Genomic DNA, 18,138 nt, shown 5'->3' on the forward strand with positions numbered 1-18,138 from the left:
CGTGCCATGCTGCGACGCCAGGCTCTGACTTTAGGTAGTTTGCTGCTGGGAGCAGTGACACTGGGCGGCTGGACGCTGTTCAAACGCAAGGACCAAAGCCCGCTGCTGTTGTCGGCGCGGGACGACACCGACGGCAAGCATTACGCCGTCGGTTATCGGCTGGACGGCACCCAGGTGTTTGCCACCGAAGTCGGCCATCGCTGCCACGACATCATCAATCACCCGACGCTGCCGATCGCGCTGTTCGTTGCCCGCCGGCCGGGCACCGAGAGCTACCTGATCGATCTGCGCAACGGTGCATTGCTGCAAACCGTGACGTCGCAGCCGAACCGGCATTTCTACGGCCACGCGGTGATCCACCACAGCGGCGATTACCTGTACGCCACCGAAAACGACACCACCGATCCGGGCCGTGGTCTGCTCGGGGTGTACAAGTTCGAAGGCGAACGGCTGGTGCACAGCGGCGAGCTTTCCACCCACGGTCTCGGCCCGCATCAGGTGTCGTGGATGCCCGACGGTGAAACCCTGGTGGTGGCTAACGGCGGGATCCGCACCGAGGCCGAAAGCCGGGTCGACATGAACCTCGACGCCATGGAGCCAAGCCTGGTGCTGATGCAGCGCGATGGCACCCTGCTGAGCAAGGAAACCCTCGCCCAGCAGATGAACAGCGTGCGGCACCTGGGGATCGCCAGCGACGGCACCATCGTTGCCGGCCAGCAATTCATGGGGCCTTCCCACGAGCGCTCGGAGCTGCTGGCGATCAAGCGACCGGGCCAGCCTTTCGTGGCGTTCCCGGTGCCGGAGCATCAGTTGCAGTCGATGGGTCATTACACCGCCAGCGTCGCCGTGCACAGCGACCTGCGTCTGGTGGCACTGACCGCACCGCGCGGCAACCGTTTCTTCATCTGGGATCTGGACAGCGGCGAAGTGCGCCTCGACGCACCGTTGCCCGACTGCGCCGGCGTCGGTGCGGTGAAGGACGGGTTTGTCGTGACCTCCGGTCAGGGACGCTGCCGATACTACGATTGCCGCCAGGACGATCTGCTGGCCAAGCCGCTGGATTTGCCCGCAGGGCTCTGGGACAACCATCTTCATCTGATGGCCTGAAATTCGCCGCCGACCGCTCGGTCGGCGGTCCCGCTTTCCTCGACCTTCTTCCCTAACACCCGGTAAAAACTGGCAGTTGGAATCCCTGCCGGACTCGGGGTAATGTGCCCGCCTGTCTCGCCTGATTTTCTCCAAGGAACTGGAAATATGCTGCGTCGCCGCATGCTGATCATGTTGGGTGTTGTACTGCTGATCGTTCTGCTTCTCGCCGGTTACAAGGCCTTCTCGATCTATACGATGATCCAGGGCTTTTCCAAACCGAAGCCGCCGATCAGCGTCGCCGTGGCCACCGCCGTCGAGCGCCCGTGGCAGATGCGTCTGCCCACCGTCGGCACGCTGAAAGCGCTGCAAGGCGTCGACCTGAGCCTGGAGAACGCCGGCACCGTCACCGAGCTGAAGTTCGAATCGGGGCAGAAGGTCAAGGCCGGCCAGCCGTTGCTGCAACTGGACAGCGCCGTCGAAGCCGCCTTCCTCGAAACCGCCAAGGCCGATCTCGGCCTCGCGCAGCTGGATTACGGTCGCGGCAGTCAACTCGTCGGCAGCAGCGCCATCTCCAAAGGCGAATTCGACCGGCTCTCGGCGCAGTTGCAAAAGAACAAGGCCACGGTCAATCAGCTCAATGCGGCGCTGGCGAAAAAACGCATCGTCGCGCCCTTCAGCGGCACCATCGGCATCCGCCTCGTCGACATCGGCGACTACCTCGCCAGCGGCACCAAGATCGCCACCCTGCAGGACCTGAGCAGCCTCTACGCCGATTTCTACGTGCCCGAACAATCGGTGCCGAAACTGGCTATCGGTCAACCGGTACAGATCACGGTCGCGGCGTATCCCGGCCAGCATTTCACCGGCGCCATCAGCGCCATCAACCCGATCGTCGAAAGCACCACTCGCAACATTCTGGTGCGCGCCACCCTGGCCAACCCCGATGGCAAGTTGCTGCCGGGCATGTTCACCAGCGTCGAAGTGCTGCTGCCGGATCCGCAGAAACACATCGTGGTCCCGGAAAGCGCGATCACCTACACCCTCTACGGCAACTCGACGTACGTGGTCACCCAGAAGAAAGCCGAAGATGGCACCGTCGAAAAAGACGACAAGGGCCAACCGGTGCTGATCGCCGAGCGTCGGTTCGTCGAGACCGGCGAACGCCGCGATGGCCAGGTGATGATCAACAAGGGCGTGCAGAGCGGCGAACAGGTGGTGACGGCCGGCCAGATCAAACTGGACAACGGCGCCCACATTGCCATCAGCGACGACAAGACCCTCGGCGAGCAGAACAGTCCGCCCCGCGCCGACTGATCAAGGAAACCCCATGGCTTTTACCGATCCGTTCATCCGCCGCCCGGTGCTCGCCACCGTGGTCAGCCTGCTGATTGTGCTGCTGGGCTTCCAGGCCTGGAGCAAGCTGCCGCTGCGCCAGTACCCGCAAATGGAAAACGCCCTGATCACGGTGACCACCGCGTACCCCGGGGCCAACGCCGAAACCATCCAGGGCTACATCACCCAGCCGATGCAACAGAGCCTGGCCAGCGCCGAGGGCATCGACTACATGACTTCGGTCAGTCGCCAGAACTTCTCGGTGATTTCGATCTACGCGCGCATCGGCTCCAACAGCGACCGCTTGTTCACCGAACTGCTGGCCAAGGCCAACGAGGTGAAGAACAAGTTGCCTCAGGACGCCGAAGATCCGGTGCTGAGCAAGGAAGCCGCCGACGCCTCGGCGCTGATGTACATCAGCTTCTTCAGCAAGGAGCTGAACAACCCGCAGATCACCGACTACCTCTCACGGGTGATCCAGCCGAAACTGGCGACCCTGCCGGGCATGGCCGAGGCAGAGATTCTCGGCAACCAGGTGTTCGCCATGCGCCTGTGGATCGACCCGGTGAAACTCGCCGGCTTCGGCCTCAGCGCCAGCGACGTGACCAACGCGGTGCGCCAGTACAACTTTCTCTCCGCCGCTGGCGAAGTGAAAGGCGAGTACGTGGTCACCAGCATCAACGCCAACACCGAACTGAAGTCCGCCGAAGCCTTCGGCAAGATCCCGCTCAAGGTCAGCGGTGACAGCCGGGTGCTGCTCAGCGATGTGGCACGGGTCGAAATGGGCGCGGAAAACTACAACTCGATCAGTTCGTTCGGCGGCACGCCTTCGGTGTATATCGGGATCAAGGCCACACCCGGGGCCAACCCGCTGGAAGTGATCAAGGAAGTGCGCAAGATCATGCCGGAGCTGGAAGCCCAGCTGCCGCCCAACCTCAAGAGCGAGATCGCCTACGACGCCACGCTGTTCATCCAGGCCTCCATCGACGAAGTGGTGAAAACCCTGTTCGAGGCGGTGCTGATCGTGATCGTGGTGGTGTTCCTGTTCCTCGGTGCCCTGCGTTCAGTGGTCATTCCGGTGGTGACCATTCCGCTGTCGATGATCGGCGTGATGTTCTTCATGCAGATGATGGGCTACTCGATCAACCTGCTGACCCTGCTGGCGATGGTGCTGGCCATCGGGCTGGTGGTGGACGACGCGATTGTGGTGGTGGAAAACATCCACCGACACATCGAGGAAGGCAAGACACCGCTGGACGCCGCGCTCGAGGGCGCACGGGAAATCGCCATGCCGGTGGTGTCGATGACCATCACCTTGGCGGCGGTGTATGCACCGATCGGTTTTCTCACCGGACTGACGGGGGCACTGTTCAAGGAGTTTGCGTTGACCCTGGCCGGGGCGGTGGTGATTTCCGGCGTCGTCGCCCTGACCCTGTCGCCGATGATGTGCGCCATGCTGCTGCGCCATGACGAAAATCCCACGGGCCTGGCCCACCGCCTCGACCGGATTTTCGACAGCCTCAAGCGTCGCTATCAAAGCATGCTGCACGGCACGCTCAATACCCGGCCGGTGGTGCTGGTGTTCGCGGTGATCGTGCTGTGCCTGATTCCGGTGCTGCTCAAGTTCACCAAATCGGAACTGGCACCGGACGAGGATCAGGGCATCATCTTCATGATGGCCAACGCGCCGCAACCGACCAACCTCGATTACCTGAACACCTACACCGACGAGTTCATCAAGATCTTCAAGGAGTTTCCGGAGTACTACTCCTCGTTCCAGATCAACGGCTACAACGGGGTGCAGAGCGGCATCGGCGGTTTCCTGCTCAAACCGTGGAACGAGCGCAGCCGCACGCAAATGGAAATCCTCCCCGAGGTACAGGGCAAACTCGAGGGCATTCCGGGCCTGCAGATCTTCGGCTTCAACCTGCCGTCCCTGCCTGGCACCGGTGAAGGCCTGCCGTTCGAGTTTGTGATCAACACCGCCAACGACTACGAGCTGTTGCTGCAAGTGGCCGACCGGATCAAGAAGCGCGCCATGGAATCGGGCAAGTTCGCCTTCGTCGACCTCGACCTGGCTTTCGACAAACCCGAAGTGGTGGTCGACATCGACCGCGCCAAGGCTGCGCAGATGGGCGTGTCGATGCAGGATCTGGGCGGCACCCTCGCGACCTTGCTCGGCGAAGCCGAGATCAACCGGTTCACCATCGAAGGCCGCAGCTACAAGGTCATCGCCCAGGTCGAACGGGCCTACCGCGACAACCCGGACTGGCTGAACAATTACTACGTGAAAAACACCCAGGGCGAACTGCTGCCGCTGTCGACCCTGATCACCGTGACCGACCGCGCACGACCGCGACAGCTCAACCAGTTCCAGCAACTCAACGCGGCCAAGCTGTCCGGGTTCCCGCTGGTGAGCATGGGCGAAGCCATCGACAGCGTGTTGCAGATAGCCCGGGAAGAAGCCCCGGCCGGTTTTGCCTTCGATTACGGCGGCGCCTCCCGGCAGTTCGTCCAGGAAGGCAGCGCTCTGTGGGTGACGTTCGCCTTGGCGCTGGCGATCATTTTCCTGGTGCTGGCGGCGCAGTTCGAGAGCTTCCGCGATCCACTAGTGATTCTGGTGACCGTGCCGTTGTCGATCTGCGGAGCGCTGATTCCGCTGTTCCTCGGCTGGTCGAGCATGAACATCTACACCCAGGTCGGGCTGGTGACGCTGATCGGGCTGATCAGCAAGCACGGGATCCTGATCGTCGAGTTCGCCAACCAGTTACGCAAGGAGAAGGGCCTGACACCCCGCGAGGCAGTGGAGGAAGCGGCAGCGATTCGCCTGCGCCCGGTGTTGATGACCACGGCGGCGATGGTCTTCGGCATGGTGCCGCTGATCGTGGCCACCGGCGCCGGTGCGGTCAGCCGTTTCGACATCGGGACGGTGATTGCCACCGGGATGTCGATCGGGACGTTGTTCACGCTGTTTGTCCTGCCGTGCGTTTACACCGTGCTGGCGAAACCCGATCCCAAGGCATGACGCAGTAAAAAAAGCCATGACCCAATAAAAAAGGCCTCGCATCAGCGAGGCCTTTGGCTCTTCTAGAAAGAGATTTCAATCGATTCAACTCTGCGGCCTCATTCCTTGAGAGAGTCCGAACATGAACAGCAACAGATCATGGTCCGGCTGAGTGGCCACGGCGGCTTTCGCCACCCGTGGCATCGGGCAATGCGGATCGCTCGCCGAGGCACCGATCACCTGCATGCGTGGCTGTTCCCAGGCCGCCACCGCCAATGATGCAACTGCCAAGGCTCCTACCAGAAACAAACCTCGTGCAATTTCTAGTTTCATCGCTATAAACCTTTGATAGCGCTGCCAAACGCCGTCTCATAAAAGTAGACGAGTTTTTTCCAGTCCGTTGCGCTGAACGACGAGTGGCGACGCAATTGCTTCATGTCATGGGCGGCTGCGCGATAAGCGGTCAATCGCTGACGGCACTTTTCCAGATCGATCAGGGCGACTTCGACCTTGACCGACTCACCTTCGCCCGTCACCCGCACAAATACGTGCTTGATGTAGATGCAGCTGTGCTGCCAACGGCCCTTGTGCATGCGCGCGAGATTTTCGGCGAGATCCTTGAGCACGCGCTCATAGACAGCTTCGCCATATTGCTCGCGACCGCCGCCGGCTTCCCAATGCTCAAGCTCCTGAAAGCCATCGAGGGATTTGGTCACCAACAGCGCTCGCCATTTGAATTGCGAATCGGGCTGGGCACCGCAGAACACGATTTCGGGGACTCGAACGCCGAGCTTGGCAACGCCCGTCAGCGCATCGAGCTCACGCAATACGGTCGGTCGGCCGAACGGGTGCTGCCAGCTGCGATAGATATGTCCGGTCTGGCGTTTGGCATACAGCAGCTGGCCATCGCGCCCCATGACCCGTTGCACACCACTTTCGCCACCACGGCGCACATTGGGTTCTTCCACCCATTCGCCACGCTGGTTCCAGTAGTAGTCGAAGCGATCCTCGGGAGCGACTTCCGCTTCTGCTGCAAATTGCACTGCCATCCTGTTACCTCTTGCGTAATACGTAGACTCGCCACATGGCATAGAGCGGAATAAAGTCCAGTTGTTCCTGGATCCGGAACCCCGCGTCTTCAAATTCCTTTTCAACTGTAGCGGCCGGTAACACAAACCGGTTCTGGTAACCTTCCTGCCCACGCGTGCGCTCGGCGCGCTTGCGTTTCCAGGACTTGAAATTGCCGTCGACCCACAGCGAAATGATCACGCTGTCGCGAGTGACGCGCTCGAATTCGCGCAGAATCGCCCGGCGGTGCTCGGCTTCGCCGATGTGATGCAGCAGTCGCATGCAAAAAATGCTGTCGACGGCGTTATCGGGCAAGGCAATGTCGAACGCAGATGTGTGCAAGGGTTGTACCCGTTTCACCACATCCGCCGGTTGTGCCTGCATGGCGGTCTTGATCATCGACTCGGAATTGTCCGCCCCGATGATCACCCGGTTGGGTTTTTCCGCGAGCATCGGCCAGAAACGCCCCGCACCGCACGGCAGGTCGAGTACCAGCCCCGGCTCACCGACCAGGGTCAGCGCCTTGCGGGCCATCTGCTGATCCCGCCAGTTGGACAAACGACGTCCCAGACCGTCCTGGTGCTTGCGCAGGTATTTCTGCGCATGTTTATCGTCGTACTTTTCGGAAAAATCGAGCTTGATCGGGCCGGCCATCACCAGGACTCCTGAATTACTGATGACGCCACCTTAAGCAGCGGCGTGTCAGCGTCAGGTCATCCCTTTGTGAAAAAAACGTCATGTAAATCGGCAATCTATTTCAAGGTTATACAGGAATTAGACAGGTTGGCGGGAGTACCCTGGTCGACCGGCTGATCTTCAGCGCTTGCCCAGATCGACCTCGAAACGGCAGCCATTGGGCTCCATCGTGCTCAACGTGACGCTCCAGCCCTGGTTCTCGCAGATGCGTTGAACCAGTGAAAGACCCAACCCCAGCCCTTCGCCGCGTTTTTCGTTTCCGCGTACAAAAGGCTGGAACATCGCCTCGCGTTTTTCCTCGGGAATGCCTACGCCCGAATCCTCGACCACGAAACCGTTCTCGTTGAGCGTCAGGCGAATGAACCCCTGCTCGGTGTAGTGCAAGGCATTGCGCAGCAAGTTGCCCATCACCGCATTGAGCAGCGTCGCGTTATAACAGGTGTCGGGCGGATTGCCCGGCTCGAAAATCAGCTGCAAGCCCTTGGATTCGATGGGTTCTCGCCACAGGCAAAGCAAACTGTCGGCCACTTGCGAGAGGTTATGCTGGGGCGCCGCGCCTGCGTCTTCACGCTGGGCGCGAGCGAGCATCAGGAAGGTCTGCACCAGCTCACGCATCTCTTCACTGGCCCGCGCAATGCGCTGAACCTGGGCCTTGCCGCGCTGATCGATGCCCGGATTTTCCAGCAGCAGTTCACAGGAGCTGGCCAATACCATCAGCGGTGTACGCAATTCGTGGCTGACGTCGCTGGTGAACAGGCGCTCCCGCGTCAGCGCCTGACGCAGGCGCCCAAGCGTGGCATCGAACGCCACTGCCAGTTCGCCCACCTCGTCAGCCGCATAGTCCGGCGCCAGTGGAGGTGCCAGCCCGAGCAACTGGTCGCGATGGCGCACCTGGCGGGCAAGACGCACCACCGGGGCCATCACTTTGCGCGCCAGCACCCAGCCAAGGAACACCGCCAGCGCCAGACTGAGCACGAAGCCCACCAGCACCACGGCGAACAGCACGCGCTCGCGTTCTTCAAAATCGCTTTGATCCTGCAGCAGCACGTAGCGGCGACCGTCGACCACCTCGACCATCGCGTGGTACGACAGCTGCTCGCGAAAGACTTCATGGAACCCCGAATCCAGGTGTCGCAGGTCCTTGGGCAGCTCGAAGTCGCCCGGCCCGCCGCTGAAGTAGAACAGTTGATCCGGCTCCGGCCGATGGCTCCAGTCCGAGACGTTGTCCATCAGCAGCAGGCGTTGCAGATCCCCGCCCAACCCGGCGGAAATCAGTTTTTCCTCGACCAGGTGCACGGTCGCGACGATGCCCATGGCAAACGCCCCGGCCACCAGCGCACTCATCAGCGCAAAGGCGATGATGATCCGCTGGGCAAGGCTTTGCTTAAACTCCATCGCGGCCCTCGGCCAGGCGGTAACCCACGCCGTGCACGGTGTGCAGCAGTGGCTTGGCGAATGGTTTGTCGATCACCTGGCGCAATTGGTGGACATGGCTGCGCAGGCTGTCGCTGTCCGGACAGTCATCGCCCCACAGCGCTTCTTCGAGAATTTCCCGACGCAAAACATGCGGGCTCTTTTGCATCAGCACCGCCAGCAGTTTGAGGCCGACCGGATTGAGCTTGAGCAGTTTGCCTTCGCGGGTCACTTCTAGGGTATCGAGGTCGTAGCTCAGATCGCCGACCTGCAGGGCCCGACGACCGCCGCCCTGGGTGCGACGCATCACCGCTTCGACCCGCGCCGCCAGTTCCGACAGCGCGAACGGCTTGACCAGATAATCGTCGGCTCCGGACTTGAAGCCCTGCAAGCGGTCATCGAGCTGATCGCGAGCGGTGAGCATGATTACCGGCGTATCGCGACGGGCGTCTTCGCGCAGGCGCTTGCACAGGGTGTAGCCGTCGATGCCTGGCAGCATGATGTCGAGCACGATCAGGTCGTAATGCTCGGTGGCGGCCAGATGCAGGCCCGACAGACCGTCCTGGGCGCAATCGACGGTATAGCCTTTGAGCCCCAGGTAATCGGCCAGATTGGCCAGGATATCGCGGTTGTCTTCGACCAATAGAATTCGCATGGGCACCTCCTACGTACACAGTAGCGGCCGTCTTGGCCCGCGCAGCTTACGGCCAAGTGTGGCTCACGGCTAGGCACCGAGTGGGTTGATTTGACTTAATTGCACGGATCGCCGGACTTGACGAGTTTTTCACGAGCGACCGACAAATCGCCGACAGAACCGGGCGCAGACTCACACGGTTGTGCTTCTTTGAAGACCTTACCGATGAAGGAATTGCCATGGTTTCGATCTCTGCCCGCCCTGCTTCAAGGCCTTTGAATGTATGGCTTTGCCTGGGCATTCCCGCCGTCGCGGCGGTCATTCTGGTGTTGCTGGAGCTGACCGACCTGGACATGGATCTGGCCCGGCTGTTTTACGATCCGGTCGCGGGCGACTTCATCGGCCGCCACAGTTACTTTCTCGAAGACATCCTCCACGACCGCGCCAAACAAGTGGTGATCGCCTTTTCGGTGTTATCCATCCTCGGGTTCATCGGTGCTTTTTTCATCGAACGGCTCAAACCATTCAAGCGTGAACTGGGTTGCCTGGTGTTGTCGCTGGGTCTGGCCACCTCGTTTGTCACGCCGGTGAAAGCCGTGACGGCGGTGCAATGCCCATGGAGCCTCGAACAGTTCGGTGGCCACGAAACCTACAGCAAACTGCTGGATCATCGCCCGCCGACCGACAAGCCCGGTCGTTGCTGGCCGGGTGGTCATGCGGCCACCGGTTTCACCTTGTTTGCGCTGTTCTTCGTGCTGCGTGACCGCCGCCCGCGGCTGGCCCGTCAGGCATTCATCTTTGCCTTTGCGCTGGGTTCGGTGTTTTCGATCAGCCGGATGATGCAGGGTGCGCACTTCTTCTCCCACAACGTGTGGACGGCGATCTTCTGCTGGCTGATCTGTCTGGGTTCGTATTACTGGATTCTGTATCGCCCGGCAGCCAAGAACCAGGCCACGACGTTGGCACAACCCGCCAACGCCTGACCCCTGAAACGCGGGCAATAAAAAACCCCGTCTGCTTTCGCAGACGGGGTTTTTCGTTACAGGGTGAGGCTGGCTTACATCATGCCGCCCATGCCACCCATGCCGCCCATGTCTGGCATACCGCCGCCAGCTGCACCTTCTTTCTTCGGTGCGTCAGCAACAGCAGCTTCGGTGGTCAGGATCAGACCGCCGATGGAGGCTGCAGCTTGCAGAGCCGAACGGGTGACCTTGGTTGGGTCCAGGATGCCCATTTCGATCATGTCGCCGTATTCGCCGGTAGCAGCGTTGTAGCCGAAGCTGCCTTCGCCGTTCTTGACCTTGTCGACAACCACGCTTGGCTCGTCGCCGGAGTTGGCAACGATCTGGCGCAGCGGCGCTTCAACAGCGCGGCGCAGTACAGCGATACCGACGTTCTGGTCAGCGTTGTCGCCTTTCAGTTCGGTCAGGGCTTCCAGAGCGCGGATCAGCGCAACGCCACCGCCAGGTACCACGCCTTCTTCAACGGCTGCGCGGGTTGCGTGCAGGGCGTCTTCAACGCGGGCTTTCTTCTCTTTCATTTCAACTTCGGAACCGGCGCCAACCTTGATCACTGCAACGCCGCCGGACAGCTTGGCCAGACGCTCTTGCAGTTTTTCACGGTCGTAGTCCGAGGAAGTCTCGGCAACCTGGGCACGGATCTGAGCGATACGGGCTTCGATGTCGCCTTGAACGCCAGCACCGTCAACGATGATGGTGTTTTCCTTGGACAGGGTCACGCGCTTGGCGCTACCCAGGTGTTCCAGGGTGGTGCTTTCCAGGCTCAGGCCGATCTCTTCGGAGATAACGGTACCGCCGGTCAGAACAGCGATGTCCTGCAGCATGGCCTTGCGACGGTCGCCGAAGCCTGGAGCCTTGACGGCTGCGACTTTAACGATGCCACGCATGTTGTTCACGACCAGAGTCGCCAGGGCTTCGCCTTCAACGTCTTCGGCAACGATCAGCAGTGGACGGCCGGCTTTGGCAACGGCTTCCAGCACTGGCAGCATTTCGCGGATGTTCGAGATCTTCTTGTCGACCAGCAGGATCAGCGCGCCTTCCAGCTCGGCAACCATGGTGTCCGGCTTGTTGACGAAGTACGGGGACAGGTAGCCACGGTCGAACTGCATGCCTTCTACAACCGACAGTTCGTTTTCCAGGCCCGAGCCTTCTTCAACGGTGATCACGCCTTCTTTACCGACTTTTTCCATGGCTTCGGCAATGATGTCGCCGATGGAGTTGTCGGAGTTGGCGGAGATGGTGCCTACCTGAGCGATAGCCTTGGTGTCGGCGCATGGCTTGGACAGGGCTTTCAGTTCTTTGACGATCGCGATGGTCGCTTTGTCGATACCGCGCTTCAGGTCCATCGGGTTCATGCCGGCAGCGACGGCTTTCAGGCCTTCGTTGACGATCGACTGAGCCAGAACGGTAGCGGTGGTAGTACCGTCACCAGCGTCATCGTTGGCACGGGAGGCAACGTCTTTGACCAGCTGCGCGCCCATGTTTTCGAAACGGTCTTCGAGTTCGATTTCCTTGGCGACGGAAACGCCGTCCTTGGTGATGGTCGGAGCGCCGAAGCTCTTCTCGAGAATCACGTTACGGCCTTTCGGGCCCAGGGTCGCTTTTACCGCGTCAGCCAGGACGTTTACGCCAACCAGCATTTTCTTGCGGGCGGAATCGCCGAATTTAACTTCTTTAGCAGCCATGATCGATATTCCTTAAATACTTTGTAGTAGCGGGAAAATGAACGGGGGTAATCAGCCTTCGATAACGGCGAGGATTTCGTTCTCGCTCATTACCAGCAGGTCTTCGCCGTCGACTTTCACAGTGTTGCTGCCGGAGTACGGACCGAACACAACCTTGTCGCCTACCTTCACGGACAGTGCGCGCACTTCACCGCTTTCCAGTGCCTTGCCCGGGCCTACAGCCAGAATCTCACCGTGGTTGGCTTTTTCAGCAGCCGAACCTGGCAGGACGATACCGCCAGCGGTTTTCTTTTCTTCTTCGCTGCGACGGATGACGACGCGGTCATGCAGAGGACGAAGCTTCATTGTCGATCTCTCCTAATTGTGGTTTTCATCGGCCGGTGTAGTCCCGGCGGGTTTAACGAATCCGGCCTGCGCCGGTTGCGGCTCGTCGAGCGAACCGCGGAAGTCTGTCCGGTTCAAATACCGGAAACCTTTCGGTGACCGATACATAAGGGCGCATAAGCTTATTACAAGGGCGGGGGCTAAAAAATTTTCACGCACATTGCATGAATTCGCCCCACAAACGAACACGGCACCCGAAGGTGCCGTGTCGACGTAGAAGTTACTTGGTGTCGCGGTGTTCGAATTCGCCTTCGATCACATCACCTTCGCGGCCAAGAGGCTGGCGCGGTGCAGGACCGCCGCGAGGTTGCAGGTCATCGGCGAACGCTCGCTGGCGCATGGCCTGTTCTTCGGCACGCTGGCGCATCTTGTTGGCGACCAGTCGACGACTGAACGGCAACAGCAGCACCAGACCGACCACGTCGCTGATAAAGCCCGGCAGGATCAACAGACCACCGGCCAGGGCCAGCATCAGGCCTTCCAGCATGGTTTGCGCAGGCAGTTCGCCGCGGTTCAGGCTTTCACGGGCACGCAGTGCGGTGGCCAGCCCGGCGACGCGCAGCACAAACACGCCGAACATCGAGCCGAGAATGATCAGCAGCAGGGCCGGGAAAAATCCGATCGATCCTGCCACTTTGACGAATACGAACAGCTCCAACACCGGGAACAGCAGAAAGAGCAACAAAAAAGGGCGCATCAAAGTTTCCTCAACGCAAGAAATGCCTTGCAGTAAGCCTTAGATGACGTCGCCCTTTCGTGAATTCAAGCGTCGGCCACCGCATTTTTTGGCCAGACCTCGGCGTGAGCCAGAGAAACCAAGGCCTCGCGCACTTGTATCGGCGTATGACAAGGCGCTTGAAACGGCAGCCAGTACAGCGCCTGACCGATGCGCAGGTGCATGCCTTCGGTGTCGATCCCGGCCAGTTGCGCCGGTACGGTTTTCGGCAGACCGGCGAGGTCGACGTAATGGGCGATGGCCTTGGCGTGGTCACTGTTCATGTGCTCGACCATGCTGATTTCGGCCTTGCCGGCGAACGGGTTGGCCAGGGTCAGGTGATCGACCCAGTGGATCGCGCCAAAACCGCCGATGTAGCGATGGCGCACCGGATTGAGCACCCAGAAATCGAAATCGTGGGCCTTGTGGTAATTCTGCGAATCGGGGAAATAGCGGTAGTAACGCTCGGCGGCGGCTTCGATGGCGGCAGCGTCTTCGAGTTTTTCCGCCTCGGCCAGATAGGTCAGGCGACCAACGGCTTGCACATCGTCAGCCTCGCGCTCGCCCACCAGCAGCGAACATTTCGGATCTTTCTGCAGATTGTGAGTGTGCTGGGCGATGCGGCTGATCAGGATCAGCGGCCGGCCCTGGTCGTCCAGGCAGTAGGGAACCACAGAGCCGAATGGAAAACCGGGCATTGATTTGGAGTGGGTCGACAGCACGCCACGGTATTCCTTGAGAAGCAATTCTCGGGCATTCTTAGCCGCTTCAACGCTCAATTTATGACTCCTTAAATAGAATCCGTCGACAAAACGGACAGGCGCATGGGTTTTGTCCCACTCGCCATCGGGCAGTTCTCATGTGCAACAGGCTGCTGGCCGGTGCAGATCGAGAGGCTACCTGTAAGGACCACTCTGACCTGCTCTCGGGGGCATGCGAATGCAACTCAACGACAAAGTAATCATTATCACTGGCGGTTGCCAAGGCTTGGGCCGCTCGATGGCCGAGTATTTCGCGGGCAAGGGCGCGAAGCTGGCGCTGGTCGACCTGAACCAGGAAAAACTCGACGACGCGGTTGCGACCTGCAAGGCCAAGGGTGTCGAGGCGCGCAGCTACCTGTGCAACGTCGCCAACGAAGAGCAGGTGACGCACATGGTTGCCCAGGTCGCCGAAGACTTTGGCGCGATCCACGGCCTGATCAACAACGCAGGGATCCTGCGCGACGGCCTGCTGCTCAAGGTCAAGGACGGCGAGATGACCAAGATGAGCCTGGCCCAGTGGCAGGCGGTGATCGACGTCAACCTGACCGGCGTGTTCCTCTGCACCCGTGAAGTGGCGGCGAAAATGGTCGAGATGAAGAACAGCGGCGCGATCATCAACATCTCGTCGATCTCCCGCGCGGGCAACGTCGGCCAGACCAACTACTCCGCCGCCAAGGCCGGTGTGGCGGCAGCGACCGTGACCTGGGCCAAGGAACTGGCGCGCTACGGCATTCGCGTGGCGGGCATTGCACCGGGCTTCATCGAAACCGAAATGACCCTGGGCATGAAACCCGAAGCGCTGGAGAAAATGACCTCGGGCATTCCGCTCAAGCGCATGGGCAAGCCGGAAGAAATCGCCCACTCGGCGGCGTACATCTTCGAGAACGACTACTACACCGGCCGGATTCTGGAGATGGATGGCGGGTTGCGCATCTGACCTCTGTCGCGTAATGAAAAACGCCCCGGTGCACAGGCACCGGGGCGTTTTTGTTTAAACCACAGCCATCAATCGTCGCTGATGGTGATGTTCGGCATCGCCGGCGAAGCCGCTTCCTGCAACACGATCCGCGCGCCGACGTGGCGGGCCAGCTCCTGGTAAACCATGGCGATCTGGCTGTCCGGCTCGGAAATCACCGTTGGCTTGCCGCCATCGGCCTGTTCGCGGATCAGCATCGACAGCGGCAACGAAGCCAGCAGCTCGACGCCGAACTGGGTCGCCAGCTTCTCGCCACCGCCCTCACCGAACAGATGCTCGGCGTGTCCGCAGTTCGAGCAGATGTGCACGGCCATGTTTTCCACCACGCCCAGCACCGGAATGTTGACCTTGCGGAACATCTCCACGCCTTTACGCGCGTCCAGCAGCGCCAGATCCTGCGGTGTCGTGACAATCACAGCACCGGCCACCGGGACTTTCTGCGCCAGGGTCAGCTGGATGTCGCCGGTGCCTGGCGGCATGTCGATCACCAGATAATCCAGGTCGCCCCAAGCGGTTTGCGTGACCAGCTGCAGCAGCGCGCCGGAGACCATCGGCCCGCGCCAGACCATCGGCGTGTTGTCGTCGGTCAGGAACGCCATCGACATCACTTCCACGCCATGGGCCTGCAACGGCACGAACCACTTCTGATCCTTGATCTGCGGTCGGGTGCCCTCGGGAATGCCGAACATGATGCCCTGACTCGGGCCGTAGATATCGGCGTCGAGAATCCCGACCTTCGCACCTTCGCGAGCCAGCGCCAGCGCCAGGTTGGCGGCGGTGGTGGATTTGCCCACACCGCCCTTGCCCGATGCCACGGCGACCACGTTCTTGACGTTGGCCAGCCCTGGGATCTGTGCCTGGGCCTTGTGCGCGGCGATCACGCTGTTGACTTCAACCTTGGCCGACACCACGCCGTCGAGGTTTTCGATGGCCAGTTGCAGCAATTGCGCCCAGCCGCTCTTGAACAGACCGGCGGCATAACCGATTTCCAGTTGCACGCTGACGCGATCGCCGGTGATTTCGATGTTGCGCACGCAACCGGCGCTGACCGGATCCTGATTCAGGTAAGGGTCGGTGTATTGGCTGAGGACGGCTTCCACCGCTGCGCGAGTGACGGCACTCATGGGCAACTCCGATAACAAGACTGGGAAAAGATGGCGGGTATCCTACCCCTTCTGTCCTCCGGACGGCATGCCCGGCAACGATTTGCAGAGGTGAAATATCTTTCCCGGCGCTTTATAGTGGCCGACCTCCGTTTCATCAAGTAGCGAAGCCCCACATGTCCGAACCACGCAAGATTCTCGTCACCAGCGCCCTGCCCTACGCCAACGGTTCGATCCACCTTGGCCATATGCTGGAATACATCCAGACCGATATGTGGGTGCGCTTCCAGAAGCATCGCGGCAATCAGTGCATTTATGTCTGCGCCGACGACGCCCACGGTTCGGCGATCATGCTGCGCGCGGAAAAGGAAGGCATCACCCCGGAACAACTGATCGCCAACGTCCAGGCCGAACACAGCGCCGACTTTGCCGAGTTCCTGGTGGACTTCGACAACTTCCACTCCACTCACGCAGAAGAAAACCGTGAGCTGTCGAGCCAGATCTACCTGAAGCTGCGTGACGCCGGGCACATCGCCCAACGTTCGATCACCCAGTATTTCGACCCGGAAAAGAAAATGTTCCTGGCCGACCGCTTCATCAAGGGCACCTGTCCGAAATGCGGCACCGAAGACCAGTACGGCGACAACTGCGAAAAATGCGGTGCAACCTACGCGCCGACCGACCTGAAGGATCCGAAGTCGGCCATCTCCGGCGCCACCCCGGTGCTCAAGGATTCCCAGCACTTCTTCTTCAAGCTGCCGGACTTCCAGGAAATGCTGCAGGCCTGGACCCGCAGCGGCACCCTGCAAGACGCCGTGGCCAACAAGATCGCCGAATGGCTGGACGCCGGCCTGCAACAGTGGGACATCTCCCGCGATGCACCGTACTTCGGCTTCGAGATCCCGGGCGAGCCAGGCAAGTACTTCTACGTGTGGCTGGACGCGCCGATCGGCTACATGGCCAGCTTCAAGAACCTCTGCAACCGTACGCCGGAGCTGGAATTCGACGCGTTCTGGGGCAAGGACTCCACCGCCGAGCTGTATCACTTCATCGGCAAGGACATCGTCAACTTCCACGCCCTGTTCTGGCCGGCGATGCTCGAAGGCGCGGGTTTCCGCAAGCCGACCGGGATCAACGTGCACGGCTACCTGACGGTCAACGGTCAGAAGATGTCCAAGTCCCGCGGCACCTTCATCAAGGCCCGTACCTACCTGGATCACCTGTCACCGGAATACCTGCGCTACTACTACGCGGCCAAACTGGGCCGTGGCGTGGACGACCTCGACCTGAACCTCGAAGACTTCGTGCAGAAGGTCAACTCCGACCTGGTCGGCAAAGTGGTCAACATCGCCAGCCGTTGCGCCGGTTTCATCCAGAAGGGCAACGCCGGTCTGCTGGTGGACACCAACGCCGCGCCGGAACTGACCGAAGCGTTCCTGGCTGCTGCGCCGAGCATCGCCGACGCCTATGAAGCCCGCGATTTTGCCCGGGCCATGCGCGAAACCATGGCCCTGGCCGACCGCGCCAACGCCTGGATCGCCGACAAGGCGCCGTGGTCGCTGAACAAGCAGGAAGGCAAGCAGGATGAAGTCCAGGCGGTTTGCGCCACGGCGATCAACCTGTTCCGCCAGCTGGTGATCTTCCTCAAACCGGTGCTGCCAGTGCTGGCCGCCGATGCCGAGGCGTTCCTCAACGTCGCCCCGCTGACCTGGAACGACCACACCACCCTGCTGGCCAACCACCAGCTGAACGAATTCAAACCGTTGATGACCCGCATCGACCCGGTAAAAGTGCAAGCCATGACCGACGCCTCGAAAGAAGACCTGACCGCCAGCCAGACCGACACCGGCGCCGCCGCGCCTGCCGGCAATGGCGAACTGGCCAAGGATCCGCTGTCGCCGGAAATCGACTTCGACACCTTCGCCGCTGTCGACCTGCGCGTGGCGCTGATCGTCAAGGCCGAACACGTTGAAGGCGCGGACAAGCTGCTGCGTCTGACCCTGGACATCGGTGACGAGCAACGCAACGTGTTCTCCGGGATCAAGAGCGCCTACCCGGATCCGTCGAAACTCGACGGTCGTCTGACCATGATGATCGCCAACCTCAAGCCACGGAAAATGAAGTTCGGCATCTCCGAAGGCATGGTGATGGCGGCCGGCCCTGGCGGTGAAGAAATCTACCTGCTGAGCCCGGACAGCGGCGCCAAGCCGGGTCAGCGCATCAAGTAAGGTTCTGCACTGACCGATCCCACAGGCGTAC

16 protein-coding genes are annotated in these 18,138 nt (G+C 60.7%); 6 read left to right on the forward strand and 10 right to left on the reverse strand.

Going from position 1 to position 18,138, the window contains the following annotated elements; genetic code table 11:
• Positions 1-6 precede the first annotated feature (6 nt).
• The 3 genes from C1X29_RS18505 (at position 7) to C1X29_RS18515 (ending at position 5,446) form a co-directional block, all read left to right on the forward strand.
• Positions 7-1,107 carry a DUF1513 domain-containing protein gene (locus tag C1X29_RS18505; protein WP_102718064.1) on the forward strand — a complete coding sequence of 367 codons (1,101 nt, stop codon included), beginning with the start codon at positions 7-9 and terminating at the stop codon, positions 1,105-1,107.
• Between the two features lie 147 nt (positions 1,108-1,254).
• On the forward strand, positions 1,255-2,403 hold the full coding sequence (locus C1X29_RS18510) for an efflux RND transporter periplasmic adaptor subunit (RefSeq protein WP_085610855.1): 1,149 nt from the start codon (positions 1,255-1,257) through the stop codon (positions 2,401-2,403).
• Positions 2,404-2,416: 13 nt separating this feature from the next.
• Complete coding sequence (locus tag C1X29_RS18515; RefSeq protein ID WP_102718065.1) at positions 2,417-5,446, forward strand: multidrug efflux RND transporter permease subunit; 3,030 nt, start codon at positions 2,417-2,419, stop codon at positions 5,444-5,446.
• An 84-nt stretch (positions 5,447-5,530) separates the two neighbouring features.
• On the opposite strand, the gene C1X29_RS18520 is transcribed toward C1X29_RS18515, so the two are convergent.
• The 5 genes from C1X29_RS18520 to colR all read right to left on the reverse strand — a co-directional run bounded on the left by C1X29_RS18520 (position 5,531) and on the right by colR (position 9,257).
• The gene (locus C1X29_RS18520; RefSeq protein ID WP_011335717.1) at positions 5,531-5,758 is read right to left on the reverse strand and encodes a hypothetical protein; all 228 of its coding nucleotides are present in this window, start codon (positions 5,756-5,758) and stop codon (positions 5,531-5,533) included.
• 2 nt (positions 5,759-5,760) lie between these two features.
• Complete coding sequence (locus tag C1X29_RS18525) at positions 5,761-6,474, reverse strand: lipopolysaccharide kinase InaA family protein (protein ID WP_102718066.1); 714 nt, start codon at positions 6,472-6,474, stop codon at positions 5,761-5,763.
• A gap of 4 nt (positions 6,475-6,478) precedes the next feature.
• Complete coding sequence (locus C1X29_RS18530) at positions 6,479-7,147, reverse strand: class I SAM-dependent methyltransferase (RefSeq protein WP_085745263.1); 669 nt, start codon at positions 7,145-7,147, stop codon at positions 6,479-6,481.
• A gap of 162 nt (positions 7,148-7,309) precedes the next feature.
• On the reverse strand, positions 7,310-8,584 hold the full coding sequence (locus tag C1X29_RS18535; protein WP_085745264.1) for a HAMP domain-containing sensor histidine kinase: 1,275 nt from the start codon (positions 8,582-8,584) through the stop codon (positions 7,310-7,312).
• Positions 8,574-9,257: a two-component system response regulator ColR gene (colR, locus tag C1X29_RS18540; RefSeq protein ID WP_007953224.1), complete on the reverse strand. Its 684-nt coding sequence runs from the start codon at positions 9,255-9,257 to the stop codon at positions 8,574-8,576. The genes C1X29_RS18535 and colR overlap by 11 nt, the downstream gene beginning before the upstream one ends.
• Positions 9,258-9,475: 218 nt before the next feature.
• On the opposite strand from colR, the gene C1X29_RS18545 reads away from it, so the two are divergent.
• A complete protein-coding gene (locus tag C1X29_RS18545; protein WP_102687212.1) occupies positions 9,476-10,219 on the forward strand; it encodes a phosphatase PAP2 family protein in 744 nt (247 codons plus the stop codon).
• 74 nt (positions 10,220-10,293) lie between these two features.
• Here C1X29_RS18545 and groL read toward each other — a convergent pair whose 3' ends face one another.
• From groL to C1X29_RS18565, 4 genes are all read right to left on the reverse strand, one after another.
• Positions 10,294-11,940: a chaperonin GroEL gene (gene groL / locus C1X29_RS18550; protein WP_007953220.1), complete on the reverse strand. Its 1,647-nt coding sequence runs from the start codon at positions 11,938-11,940 to the stop codon at positions 10,294-10,296.
• A gap of 51 nt (positions 11,941-11,991) precedes the next feature.
• Entirely contained in the window at positions 11,992-12,285 is a 294-nt protein-coding gene (locus C1X29_RS18555) for a co-chaperone GroES (protein ID WP_011335724.1), read from the reverse strand.
• 259 nt (positions 12,286-12,544) lie between these two features.
• On the reverse strand, positions 12,545-13,021 hold the full coding sequence (locus tag C1X29_RS18560; protein ID WP_007953217.1) for an FxsA family protein: 477 nt from the start codon (positions 13,019-13,021) through the stop codon (positions 12,545-12,547).
• A 65-nt stretch (positions 13,022-13,086) separates the two neighbouring features.
• Positions 13,087-13,818 carry a HugZ family protein gene (locus C1X29_RS18565; RefSeq protein WP_085745266.1) on the reverse strand — a complete coding sequence of 244 codons (732 nt, stop codon included), beginning with the start codon at positions 13,816-13,818 and terminating at the stop codon, positions 13,087-13,089.
• 160 nt (positions 13,819-13,978) lie between these two features.
• Between C1X29_RS18565 and C1X29_RS18570 the strand changes: the two genes are divergently transcribed.
• Positions 13,979-14,737, forward strand: coding sequence for an SDR family oxidoreductase (locus C1X29_RS18570; protein ID WP_102718067.1), 759 nt, complete (start codon positions 13,979-13,981; stop codon positions 14,735-14,737).
• Between the two features lie 68 nt (positions 14,738-14,805).
• Here C1X29_RS18570 and apbC read toward each other — a convergent pair whose 3' ends face one another.
• Positions 14,806-15,900: an iron-sulfur cluster carrier protein ApbC gene (apbC, locus tag C1X29_RS18575; RefSeq protein ID WP_085745267.1), complete on the reverse strand. Its 1,095-nt coding sequence runs from the start codon at positions 15,898-15,900 to the stop codon at positions 14,806-14,808.
• A 155-nt stretch (positions 15,901-16,055) separates the two neighbouring features.
• Between apbC and metG the strand changes: the two genes are divergently transcribed.
• Positions 16,056-18,107 carry a methionine--tRNA ligase gene (gene metG, locus C1X29_RS18580; RefSeq protein WP_102718068.1) on the forward strand — a complete coding sequence of 684 codons (2,052 nt, stop codon included), beginning with the start codon at positions 16,056-16,058 and terminating at the stop codon, positions 18,105-18,107.
• The last annotated feature ends 31 nt before the right edge of the window (positions 18,108-18,138 follow it).

It is taken from the genome of Pseudomonas sp. GW456-12-10-14-LB2 (assembly GCF_002884345.1).
Lineage (GTDB): Bacteria > Pseudomonadota > Gammaproteobacteria > Pseudomonadales > Pseudomonadaceae > Aquipseudomonas > Aquipseudomonas paraglycinae.